We start from the raw sequence: 13,506 nt of genomic DNA on the forward strand, positions 1-13,506 counted from the left end.
GCAAGCACCGTTAAATTTGGTATAATGTAAAATGAGGTATTTTTGATGTTTAAGAAATCAAACAAAAACAGAAAATCTGATAAAAAAGGTACTCAGACGTTTAGTCTATCTGAGATTGGCGCGATTTTGTTGCGAACGCTAAAGTTGCTCTCAGACTTTGTCTATATCATTATCATCCTGATGGTTATGCTTGGCGGAGGGATGGCAGTGGGTTATCTGGCTAGCCAGATTGATAGCGTCACAGTGCCAGATGAAGCAACACTGGTCAAGGATGTAACCTCTGTCTCTCAAGTGTCACAAATGACGTATTCAGACAAATCATTGATTTCAGATATTGATTCGGATTTGTTGCGTACGCCTGTTGAGAGCAGTGCTATTTCAGACAATGTCAAAAAAGCCATTATTGCAACTGAGGATGAAAATTTTGAGGTGCATCATGGTGTGGTGCCAAAGGCCGTCTTTCGTGCGGCGGTCGGCTCACTTTTAGGTTTGGGGGAGTCTAGTGGTGGCTCGACCTTGACGCAGCAATTGCTCAAGCAGCAAGTCTTGGGAGATGACCCTTCATTTAAGCGGAAATCACGTGAGATTATCTATGCTCTATCGCTTGAGCGTTATATGAACAAAGATGATATTCTCACCGCTTATCTCAATGTGTCTCCTTTTGGGCGTAATAATAAGGGACAAAATATTGCAGGTGTTGAAGCAGCTGCTCAGGGTATTTTTGGTGTCTCAGCTAAGGATTTAACCATGCCACAGGCAGCGTTTATTGCTGGCTTACCACAAAGTCCTATTGTCTATTCACCATACAGTGGTAATGGTCAGCTCAAATCTGACGAGAATCTCCAGTATGGTATCAAACGCCAACAAGATGTCCTCTACAATATGTATCGTACAGGGCTTTTGACCAAAGAGGATTATGACACTTACAAAGCCTATGATATTAAGCAAGATTTCATCGCACCAGAAGCGCAAGAAGTCAATACACATGATTATCTGTATTACACAGTGATGAGCGAGGCTCAGGAGGTCATGTATGATTACCTTATCAAGCGTGATAAGGTGTCTGAGCAGGATTTGAAAAATGACGAGACCAAAGAAAGCTACCAAAAACTAGCTCTTGAGTCTCTTCAACAAGGTGGCTATACCATTAAGACGACGATCAATAAAAAGGTCTATGAAGCCATGCAAACTGCAGCTGCGCAGTATGGTAGTATCTTGGATGATGGGACAGGGACCGTTCAGATGGGTAATGTCCTAATGGACAATAATACAGGCGCTGTTTTAGGCTTTATTGGTGGACGCAATTATGCTAGTAATCAAAATAATCATGCCTTTGATACCAAGCGTTCAACAGGCTCAAGTATTAAGCCGATTATCCCATATGGTATCGCTATTGACCAAGGCTTGATGGGAAGTGCTAGTATCTTATCTAACTATCCAACGACCTTTTCAAATGGTGAGAAAATCATGCACGATACCGAAGAAGGTACAGCCATGATGGACTTGACAGAAGCGCTCAATAAATCATGGAATATCCCAGCTTATTGGACTTACCAGCTCTTATTGAGTAAGGGGGTGGATGTCAAAGGCTATATGGATAAGATGAACTATAATATCAGCAACTATAATATCGAGAGCTTGCCGCTTGGCGGTGGCGTTGAGGTATCTGTGGCTGATCAGACCAATATCTATCAGATGCTAGCTAATAACGGTGCTTATCACAAGCGTTATATGGTAGAGTCTATCACAGATAGTAGTGGCGAGGTCATCTATCAGCATGAGTCTAAGGCAACGCAAGTTTTTTCAAAAGCAACAGCCACGATTATGCAAGATCTGCTCAGAGGTCCTATTGAGTCTGGTCTGACGACGACCTTTAAAAAAGACCTTCAATCTATCAATGCAACCTTGGCAGGTTCAGACTGGATTGGAAAGACAGGGACGACCAATAACTTTTCTGATGGATGGCTGATGTTAGCGACTCCTAATATTACGTTGGGTGGCTGGATTGGTCATGATGACAATAGTTCGCTAGCGAGTACGACAGGTTATTCTAAAAATTCACAATATATGGCAAACCTTGTCAATGCGATTTACCAAGCAGATAGCTCCCTCTTTAGTGATAGGCGTTTTGGGTTGGATCCTAGTGTTATCAAGGCAAATGTCCTGAAAGTGACAGGTCTAAAGCCAGCGACAGTCACCATTAATGATCAGAAAATCACCTTATCAGGTGAGATGACGACAAGCTACTGGGCTAAAAATGGTCCTGGAGATACGGTTTATAAATTTGCCATTGGTGGTACAGACAGTGATTATCAAAAAGCGTGGGCAAGTATTTTACGCAGATGACTTGCCATTTATCAAAAAATAAGTTATAATAGTTGATAACTATTTGTCGTCTGCTTTCTTGAAATATTGTCCAAGAAGGCTTACAGCAGTTAAATCAAACTTTTTTGAGTCGGGTTTAGCTGCTCTTTTTGTGCCTATTTTTAGGATATTTTAGCAATTGTAACCAATACTTAAACTTTCTAAAAACTCACAAAAAAGCCTCATGATATAATTGACAGAAGCGACGGCCTTGCAGGTACTTTTAGTTGTTTGGATGTCAGCAGACAACTGAAACTGGCTTAGTATCTTTAGATAAAAGGAGTAACATCTTGGCAGGACATGAAGTTCAGTACGGTAAACACCGCACACGTCGTAGTTTTTCAAGAATCAAAGAAGTTCTTGATTTACCTAATTTAATTGAAATTCAGATAGACTCTTTCAAAGACTTTTTAGAGACAGGTTTGAAAGAAGTGTTTGAGGACGTTCTTCCTATTTCAAATTTTACAGACACTATGGAGCTTGAATTTGTCGGATACGAATTCAAGGAGCCAAAGTACACACTAGAAGAAGCACGTATCCATGATGCGTCTTATTCTGCTCCTATTTTTGTGACTTTTCGTTTAATCAATAAAGAAACCAATGAAATCAAGACACAGGAAGTTTTCTTTGGTGATTTTCCATTGATGACTGAGATGGGGACGTTTATTATCAATGGTGGCGAACGTATCATCGTTAGCCAGCTTGTGCGTTCTCCAGGTGTTTACTTTAATGATAAAGTCGATAAAAATGGTAAAGTAGGCTATGGTTCAACAGTGATTCCTAACCGTGGGGCTTGGCTTGAACTTGAGACAGACTCAAAAGACATCGCTTATACGCGTATTGACCGCACACGTAAAATTCCATTTACAACCTTAGTACGTGCTCTTGGTTTTTCAGGTGATGATGAGATCATGGATATTTTTGGTGATAGTGAGCTTGTGCGTAACACTATCGAGAAAGACATCCACAAAAACCCAGCAGATTCACGTACAGATGAAGCCTTGAAAGAGATTTATGAGCGCCTTCGTCCAGGTGAGCCAAAGACAGCTGAGAGTTCACGTAGTCTTTTGACAGCTCGTTTTTTTGACCCACGTCGCTATGACTTGGCAGCTGTTGGTCGTTATAAGATTAACAAAAAATTAAATATCAAGACGCGTTTGTTGAATCAAGTAATCGCTGAAAACTTGGTAGATGCTGAGACTGGTGAAATTCTTGTTGAAGCTGGTACGGTTATGACACGCGATGTGATTGATAGCATTGCTGATCAGTTGGATGGTGATTTGAATAAATTTGTCTATACACCAAATGATTATGCCGTCTTGACAGATCCTGTTATCTTACAAAAATTCAAAGTTGTTTCACCGATAGATCCAGATCGTGTTGTGACTATTGTTGGTAACGCCAATCCAGATGATAAAGTGCGTGCACTGACGCCAGCAGATATCTTGGCAGAGATGAGCTATTTCCTAAACCTTGCTGAAGGGCTTGGTAAGGTAGATGATATCGACCACTTGGGAAATCGTCGTATCCGTGCCGTAGGTGAGTTGTTAGCCAATCAATTCCGCATTGGTCTAGCACGTATGGAGCGTAATGTTCGTGAGCGTATGTCTGTCCAAGATAACGAAGTCTTGACACCACAACAAATCATCAATATCCGTCCTGTAACAGCAGCTGTTAAAGAATTCTTTGGGTCTTCTCAGTTGTCACAGTTCATGGACCAGCACAATCCTTTATCAGAGCTATCGCATAAGCGTCGTTTGTCTGCCTTGGGACCTGGTGGTTTGACACGTGACCGTGCAGGATATGAAGTTCGTGACGTTCACTACACTCATTATGGTCGTATGTGTCCGATTGAGACACCAGAAGGTCCTAACATCGGGTTGATTAACAACTTATCTTCTTATGGACATCTTAATAAATACGGCTTCATCCAAACACCTTATCGTAAGGTTGATCGTAAGACAGGTGTTGTCACTAACGAAGTGAAGTGGTTGACAGCTGATGAGGAAGACGAGTACACAGTAGCTCAGGCTAATTCTAAATTGAATCCTGATGGGACTTTTGCTGAGGAGATTGTTATGGGACGTCACCAAGGTAACAACCAAGAATTCCCAGCTAGTATCGTTGATTATGTCGATGTATCACCTAAGCAGGTAGTGGCGGTAGCGACAGCATGTATTCCTTTCCTTGAAAATGACGACTCTAACCGTGCCCTTATGGGTGCCAACATGCAACGTCAGGCGGTGCCTTTGATTGATCCGCATGCGCCATATGTTGGTACTGGTATGGAATATCAAGCAGCTCACGACTCAGGTGCTGCGGTTATTGCTAAGCATGATGGACGTGTTGTCTTTTCTGATGCTGAAAAGGTTGAGGTGCGTCGTGAAGATGGCAGTCTTGATGTGTATCACATCACAAAATTCCGTCGTTCAAACTCAGGAACAGCTTATAACCAACGAACACTTGTCAAAGTAGGGGACCAAGTTGAAAAAGGAGACTTTATCGCTGATGGTCCATCTATGGAAAATGGTGAGATGGCGCTTGGACAAAATCCGATTGTTGCTTATATGACCTGGGAAGGTTATAACTTTGAGGATGCTGTCATCATGAGTGAGCGCTTAGTCAAAGAAGATGTCTATACGTCGGTTCACTTAGAAGAGTTTGAGTCTGAGACACGTGACACAAAGCTTGGCCCTGAAGAAATCACTCGTGAAATCCCAAATGTAGGTGAGGATTCTCTGAAAGACCTTGATGAGATGGGAATTATCCGCATCGGAGCTGAGGTTAAAGAAGGTGACATCCTTGTCGGTAAAGTAACGCCTAAGGGTGAAAAAGACCTCTCAGCCGAAGAGCGTTTGCTACATGCTATCTTTGGTGATAAATCACGTGAAGTCCGTGATACCTCACTTCGTGTGCCACATGGTGGCGATGGTGTCGTTCGTGATGTTAAAATCTTTACCCGTGCCAATGGTGATGAGTTGCAATCAGGTGTCAATATGTTGGTACGTGTCTATATCGCCCAAAAACGTAAGATTAAAGTTGGGGATAAGATGGCGGGACGTCACGGAAATAAAGGGGTTGTCTCTCGTATCGTACCTGTTGAGGATATGCCATATCTTCCAGATGGAACACCAGTTGATATCATGCTTAACCCACTTGGGGTGCCATCTCGTATGAATATCGGTCAGGTTATGGAGCTTCACTTGGGTATGGCTGCGAGAAACTTAGGCATCCATATTGCAACACCAGTCTTTGATGGTGCTAGCTCAGAAGACCTCTGGGAAACAGTGCGAGAAGCAGGTATGGATTCTGATGCTAAGACGGTCCTTTATGATGGACGTACAGGTGAGCCATTTGATAACCGTGTTTCTGTTGGTGTCATGTACATGATTAAACTTCACCACATGGTTGATGATAAACTTCACGCACGTTCTGTGGGACCATACTCACTTGTAACCCAACAACCGCTTGGTGGTAAAGCGCAGTTTGGTGGACAACGTTTTGGTGAAATGGAGGTTTGGGCTCTGGAAGCTTATGGTGCTTCAAATGTCCTTCAAGAAATCTTGACTTACAAGTCAGATGATGTGGCAGGACGTCTTAAAGCTTATGAAGCCATTACCAAAGGTAATCCAATTCCAAAACCAGGTGTCCCAGAATCATTCCGAGTGCTCGTAAAAGAGCTTCAATCATTGGGGCTTGATATGCGAGTGCTTGACGAAGATGATAATGAAGTGGAACTTCGTGATTTGGATGAAGGTGAAGATGATGACGTGATGCACGTTGATGACCTTGAAAAAGCACGTAAAGAGCAAGAAGAGCAAGCTAAAGCACAAGCAGAAGCGGCTACTGATGCAACTGACTAATAGCTAAGTGCTGAGGATATCCTCAGCTTAGCTCGTTTTGAGATAAATCTAAGAAAGGTAAAACTAGTGGTTGACGTAAATCGTTTTAAAAGTATGCAAATCACATTAGCCTCACCTAATAAAGTCCGTTCATGGTCTTATGGTGAAGTTAAGAAACCTGAAACAATCAACTACCGTACGCTAAAACCAGAGCGTGAGGGCTTGTTTGACGAAGTCATTTTTGGTCCGACAAAAGACTGGGAATGTGCGTGTGGGAAATACAAACGTATCCGCTATAAAGGGATTATTTGTGACCGCTGTGGTGTCGAAGTGACACGTGCCAAGGTACGTCGTGAGCGTATGGGGCATATCGAGCTAAAAGCACCAGTATCACATATCTGGTACTTTAAAGGTATCCCAAGTCGTATGGGCTTGACACTTGATATGAGCCCTAGAGCGCTTGAGGAAGTTATCTATTTTGCGGCTTATGTCGTGATTGATCCTAAAGATACACCGCTTGAGCCAAAATCTCTCTTGACAGAGCGTGAATACCGTGAAAAATTACAAGAATATGGCCAAGGTTCTTTTGTTGCCAAGATGGGAGCAGAAGCTATCCAAGATCTCTTAAAGCGTGTGGATTTAGACGCTGAGATTGAAGAGCTTAAAGAAGAGCTTAAAACAGCAACAGGTCAAAAACGTGTTAAGGCGGTCCGTCGTTTGGATGTACTGGATGCGTTTAAAAAGTCAGGTAATAAACCTGAGTGGATGATTTTAAATATCTTGCCAGTTATTCCACCAGACCTTCGTCCTATGGTGCAGCTTGATGGTGGACGTTTTGCAGCGTCTGACCTTAATGACCTTTATCGTCGTGTTATCAACCGTAACAACCGTCTAGCACGTCTTTTAGAGTTGCACGCACCAGGTATCATCGTTCAAAATGAAAAGCGTATGCTCCAAGAAGCGGTTGATGCCTTGATTGATAATGGTCGCCGTGGTCGTCCTATCACAGGGCCAGGAAGTCGTCCGCTCAAGTCACTTAGTCACATGCTTAAAGGGAAACAAGGACGTTTTCGTCAAAACTTGCTTGGTAAGCGTGTTGACTTCTCAGGACGTTCGGTTATCGCTGTTGGTCCAACCTTAAAAATGTACCAGTGTGGCGTCCCACGTGAGATGGCGATTGAGTTGTTCAAACCCTTTGTGATGCGTGAGCTGGTTGCCAAAGGCTTAGTGGGAAATGTTAAGGCAGCTAAACGTATGGTTGAGCGTGGTGATGAGCGTATCTGGGATATTTTAGAGGAAGTCATCAAAGAACACCCAGTATTGCTTAACCGCGCACCGACACTTCACAGACTTGGTATCCAAGCCTTTGAGCCTGTCCTTATCGACGGTAAGGCGCTACGTCTTCACCCATTGGTATGTGAGGCTTATAATGCCGACTTTGACGGTGACCAAATGGCGATTCACGTGCCATTGTCAGAAGAAGCGCAAGCAGAAGCACGTCTTTTGATGTTGGCAGCAGAGCATATCTTAAACCCTAAAGATGGTAAGCCTGTTGTAACACCTTCTCAGGATATGGTGCTTGGAAACTACTATCTGACTATGGAAGATGCTGGTCGTGAAGGCGAAGGGATGATTTTTAAAGACCGTGATGAAGCGGTTATGGCTTATCGTAATGGCTATGTCCACTTGCATACACGTGTAGGGATTGCCGTTGACTCTATGCCAAACAAACCTTGGACAGCAGAGCAACAGCACAAAATTTTGGTGACAACTGTCGGTAAGATTCTCTTTAATGACATTATGCCTGATGATCTCCCATATCTCATCGAGCCAAATAATGCCAACTTGACAGAAAAAACACCTGATAAATACTTCCTAGAACCTGGCCAAGATATTAAAGAGGTTATCGCTGGGCTTGCGATCAATACACCATTTAAAAAGAAAAATCTCGGAAATATCATTGCCGAAACCTTTAAACGTTTCCGCACAACAGAAACATCAGCCTTTCTTGACCGTTTGAAAGATCTTGGTTATTATCATTCAACCTTGGCAGGTTTGACAGTGGGTATTGCAGACATTCCTGTCATTGATAATAAACAAGAAATTATCGATGCAGCGCACAGCAAGGTTGAGCAAATCAATAAAGCCTTCCGTCGTGGTTTAATGACTGATGATGACCGTTACGTAGCTGTTACGACGACTTGGCGTGAAGCTAAAGAAGAACTTGAGGCACGCTTGATTGAGACACAAGACCCTAAAAACCCAATCGTTATGATGATGGACTCAGGGGCGCGTGGTAACATCTCAAACTTCTCACAGCTTGCCGGTATGCGTGGTTTGATGGCTGCGCCTAATGGACGTATCATGGAGTTGCCAATTCTATCTAACTTCCGTGAAGGATTATCTGTATTGGAGATGTTCTTCTCTACTCACGGTGCGCGTAAAGGGATGACTGATACGGCCCTCAAGACAGCCGACTCAGGTTACTTGACTCGTCGTTTGGTCGATGTCGCACAAGATGTGATTATCCGTGAAGATGACTGTGGAACTGACCGTGGATTGACGATTACAGCCATTACAGATGGCAAAGAAGTCACAGAAACCCTAGAAGAGCGTCTTAATGGTCGTTATACGAAAAAATCAGTTAAACACCCTGAGACAGGTGAACTTATTGTAGGACCAGATACCTTGATTACAGAGGATTTGGCAGCAGCTATTGTCAATGCTGGTGTTGAGGAAGTGACTATTCGTTCGGTCTTTACATGTAACACACGTCACGGTGTTTGCCGTCATTGTTATGGTATCAACCTTGCGACAGGTGACGCTGTCGAAGTTGGTGAGGCAGTAGGTACTGTCGCAGCCCAGTCTATCGGTGAGCCTGGTACACAGCTTACCATGCGTACCTTCCACACGGGTGGTGTTGCTTCAAATACTGACATCACTCAAGGTCTTCCACGTATCCAAGAAATCTTTGAAGCTCGTAATCCTAAAGGGGAAGCTGTCATCACTGAAGTTAAAGGTGAGGTTACAGCAATCGAGGAAGATGCAAGTACACGTACGAAAAAAGTCTTTGTCAAAGGTCCGACAGACGAAGGTGAGTACATCGTACCATTTACAGCTCGCATGAAAGTAGAAGTAGGTGATAAGGTACATCGTGGTGCTGCCCTGACAGAAGGGTCTATCCAACCAAAACGTCTCCTTGAAGTTCGTGATACCTTGTCAGTTGAGACTTATCTACTTGCTGAGGTGCAAAAAGTTTACCGTAGCCAAGGGGTAGAAATCGGTGACAAGCACGTTGAGGTGATGGTTCGTCAAATGCTTCGTAAAGTACGTATCATGGATCCAGGAGATACAGACCTCTTACCAGGAACCTTGATGGATATCTCAGACTTTACAGATGCCAATAGAGATATTCTCATTTCTGGAGGCATTCCTGCGACAAGTCGTCCAGTACTTATGGGGATTACAAAAGCCTCTCTTGAGACGAATTCTTTCTTGTCAGCAGCATCCTTCCAAGAGACCACACGTGTCCTTACAGATGCAGCAATTCGTGGGAAGAAAGATCATCTTCTTGGTCTTAAAGAAAATGTTATTATCGGTAAAACCATCCCTGCTGGTACAGGTATGGCACGTTATCGTAATATTGAACCATTGGCAGTCAATGAAATCGATGAACTGGATGCAGAAGAAGCTATCGCAGAAGAAGTCGTTGCTAATGAATCTCATTAATGTTACAAAAAGTAAGCTCATTGAGCTTACTTTTTTGACTTGCTTTCACCTAGAGATAGGTGTAAACTGTTAGTGAAAAAAGGAGATCGTGTTGTGAAATATTATCAAGAATCAGATTTTGAGAAGGTTAATGTTTTTGGCTTAGGCGCTAAAAATGACGCTTATGCCAAGTATTTTAAAGGTCAGTCTTATCTCAATCCTTTAGGGGTGACCAAAGCTAAGGATTTTGCGTTAGCTAATGTCACCTTTGAGCCTAGCTGTCGCAATAATTGGCACATCCATAAAGCGAGTCAAGGTGGCGGACAGGTGCTTATCTGTACCGCTGGTGAAGGGTGGTACCAAGAGGAAGGCAAGGAGGCTATTTCTCTTACAGAAGGGTCTGTTATCATCATTCCTGCTAACGTCAAGCATTGGCACGGGGCAAAGGCAGATTCGTGGTTTAGCCATATCGCCTTTGAGTTAGCTGGAGAGGATAGAGAGACTGTGTGGTTGGAGGAAGTTTCTGACCAAGATTATCAAGCGTTATAAGAGTAGGAGGCTATTATGGTAAAACAAACAGCAGGACATGATCAACTGGGTGATTTTGCACCGACCTTTGCTCATCTGAATGATGATGTTCTTTTTGGTTAGGTCTGGTCTCGTGAGCAAGAACTATCACCTAAATTGCGCTCTATTGTTACTGTGACTGCTTTGATGACTTCAGGTGCTTTTGAGCAACTAGAGCATCACTTGGCTTTTGCTAAGCAAAATGGTGTCACTAAGGCTGAAATTGCAGAAATCATAACACATGCAGCCTTTTACGCGGGTTGGCCTAAGGCCTGGTCAGCGTTTGGTTTGGCTAAAGCGATTTGGAAAGAAGACTAAGCACTCGTCAAAAGCCTAATGGCAACGAAATAAGAAGAATATGGTATAATAAAAGCATGACAAACAAGAAAAAATTATTATTGATTGACGGCTCTTCAGTAGCTTTTCGTGCTTTTTTTGCGCTTTATAATCAAATTGACCGTTTCAAAAATGCCAACGGCTTACATACCAATGCCATCTACGGTTTTCATCTCATGCTCAATCATCTGATGGAGCGTGTCCAACCCAGCCATATTTTAGTGGCTTTTGATGCTGGAAAAACAACCTTTCGTACGGAGATGTATGGTGATTATAAGGCAGGTCGCGCTAAAACACCAAATGAGTTTCGGGAGCAACTTCCTTATATTAGGGACTTATTGACGCATTTGGGGATTGCTTATTATGATTTGGTCAATTATGAGGCAGATGATATTATCGGTACGCTTGATAAATTGGCTGAAGATGAGAAGACCTATCAAGTGACCATTGTCTCAGGAGATAAAGACCTCATCCAGTTGACTGATAATAACACAGTTGTTGAGATTTCTAAAAAAGGTGTGGCAGAATTTGAAGCGTTTACGCCTGATTATCTCATGGATAAGCTAGGTATTACGCCTAGTCAATTTATCGACTTAAAGGCGCTTATGGGGGATAAGTCTGATAATATCCCAGGGGTCACTAAAATCGGTGAGAAGACAGGGCTAAAACTTTTGGCTGAGTATGGTAGTCTGGAGGGGATTTACGAGCAGATTGACCGTATGAAAGCCTCTAAGATGAAGGAAAATCTCATCAATGATAAGGAGCAGGCTTTCTTATCAAAGACTTTGGCAACTATCGACACCAAGGCGCCCATTACCATTGGTCTTGAGGACATTGTCTATGAAGGTCCTGATAAGGAGAAACTGTCAGCTTTTTATGATGAGATGGGCTTTAAGCAGTTCAAGGCGGATTTAGGTGACGATAGTGAAGGCAAGGCTACATTTGAGGTTGCTTATAAATCAGTTGAAAACGCAGCTGATGTGAGTGCCGATATGTTTTCAGAGGATACCTTTTATTACGTTGAGACGTTAAGAGATAATTATCATCTTGAGGAGATAGTTGGCTTTGCTTGGGGAGATGACAAGCAGATTTATGCGTCTCAAAACCTTGAGCTCTTAAAGACAGAGGTATTTCAAAAAGCCTTGTCAAAACCTATCAAAACCTATGATTTCAAGCGAAGTCAGGTCTTGTTGAGCCATTTGGGACTAAAAGCTAAGGGTGTTTCTTTTGATAGTAGGTTAGCGAAATATTTGCTATCGACGGTTGAGGATAATACTGTCTCAACGATTGCTAGGCTCTATACAGATTTACCATTAGAGACCGATGAGGAAATCTACGGAAAAGGTGCCAAGCTAAGCCTCCCTGATAGTGATACTTTACTAGCTCATCTGGCTAAAAAAGTGAAAGTCTTGCAGATGTCTGAGGCACCTATGTTAGAACAATTAAAAGCTCATGAGCAAGAAAGTCTGCTATTTGATATTGAGCAGCCTTTGGCAGAAGTCCTTGCCGACATGGAAATCACAGGTATCAGTGTCAAAAAAGAGACGCTCCAAGAGATGGAAAAGGACAATCAAGCCCTAATTGACCAGCTGACTGCTGAGATTTATGACTTGGCAGGTGAGACCTTTAATATCAATTCACCAAAGCAATTGGGGATTTTGCTTTTTGAAAAGTTAGGCTTGCCTGTTGAGATGACGAAAAAGACCAAGACAGGCTATTCGACAGCAGTTGATGTTTTAGAGAGCTTAGCGCCAATTTCACCTCTAGTTACTAAGATTTTAGAGTACCGTCAGATTAGTAAATTACAATCGACTTATATTGTTGGTTTGCAGGATTTCATTTTAGATGATGGTAAGATTCATACTCGCTATGTGCAGGATTTGACACAGACAGGTCGTCTCTCAAGTGCTGATCCTAACTTGCAAAATATCCCTATCCGCTTAGAGGCAGGACGTCAGATTCGTAAGGCGTTTGTGCCGTCGCATTCTGATGCTGTCTTGTTGAGCTCAGATTATTCACAGATTGAATTGCGAGTTTTGGCGCATATCTCAGGCGATGAGCATTTGATAAGAGCGTTTAACGAAGGAGCTGATATTCATACATCAACAGCTATGCGTGTCTTTGGTATTGACAAGGCTGAAGATGTCACAGCCAATGACCGTAGAAATGCTAAGGCTGTCAATTTTGGTATCGTTTATGGTATCTCAGACTTTGGATTATCAAATAACCTAGGTATTTCCCGAAAGCTTGCAAAACAGTACATTGAGACTTACTTTGAGCGCTATCCAGGCATCAAGGATTATATGGAGCGTGTGGTCCGTGAAGCAAAAGATAAGGGGTATGTAGAGACCTTGTTTAAGCGCAGAAGAGAGCTCCCAGATATCAATTCACGTAATTTTAACATTCGAAATTTTGCTGAGAGAACGGCGATTAACTCACCAATACAGGGCTCAGCAGCGGATATTCTCAAGATTGCGATGATCAATCTTGCTAAAGAGTTGAAAGAGGGTGGCTTTAAGGCTAAGATGTTGCTTCAAGTGCATGATGAAATTGTTCTTGAAGTACCACAAGACGAGCTAGAGGCTATTAAAACGCTAGTGACAAATACTATGGAGTCTGCTATATCTCTATCAGTACCCTTGATTGCTGATGAGAGCGATGGCAAAACGTGGTATGAAGCCAAGTAAGG

The 13,506-nt window shown here is 42.7% G+C and carries 5 protein-coding genes and 1 pseudogene; all 6 read left to right on the top strand.

What is annotated here, in order from left to right; all coding sequences use genetic code 11:
* Window positions 1-45 precede the first annotated feature (45 nt).
* Complete coding sequence (pbp1b, locus tag ACLN19_RS04745; protein WP_413383833.1) at window positions 46-2,346, top strand: penicillin-binding protein PBP1B; 2,301 nt, start codon at window positions 46-48, stop codon at window positions 2,344-2,346.
* A gap of 308 nt (window positions 2,347-2,654) precedes the next feature.
* Complete coding sequence (gene rpoB / locus ACLN19_RS04750) at window positions 2,655-6,227, top strand: DNA-directed RNA polymerase subunit beta (protein WP_413383835.1); 3,573 nt, start codon at window positions 2,655-2,657, stop codon at window positions 6,225-6,227.
* 66 nt (window positions 6,228-6,293) lie between these two features.
* Window positions 6,294-9,935: a DNA-directed RNA polymerase subunit beta' gene (gene rpoC / locus ACLN19_RS04755; RefSeq protein WP_413383837.1), complete on the top strand. Its 3,642-nt coding sequence runs from the start codon at window positions 6,294-6,296 to the stop codon at window positions 9,933-9,935.
* Between the two features lie 93 nt (window positions 9,936-10,028).
* Window positions 10,029-10,463, top strand: coding sequence for a cupin domain-containing protein (locus ACLN19_RS04760; protein WP_413383839.1), 435 nt, complete (start codon window positions 10,029-10,031; stop codon window positions 10,461-10,463).
* Between the two features lie 15 nt (window positions 10,464-10,478).
* Window positions 10,479-10,799, top strand: a pseudogene (locus tag ACLN19_RS04765) (carboxymuconolactone decarboxylase family protein).
* A 56-nt stretch (window positions 10,800-10,855) separates the two neighbouring features.
* On the top strand, window positions 10,856-13,504 hold the full coding sequence (gene polA / locus ACLN19_RS04770) for a DNA polymerase I (RefSeq protein ID WP_413383841.1): 2,649 nt from the start codon (window positions 10,856-10,858) through the stop codon (window positions 13,502-13,504).
* Window positions 13,505-13,506 lie beyond the last annotated feature (2 nt).

It is taken from the genome of Streptococcus lishijunsis, assembly GCF_047290665.1.
Taxonomy (GTDB): domain Bacteria; phylum Bacillota; class Bacilli; order Lactobacillales; family Streptococcaceae; genus Streptococcus.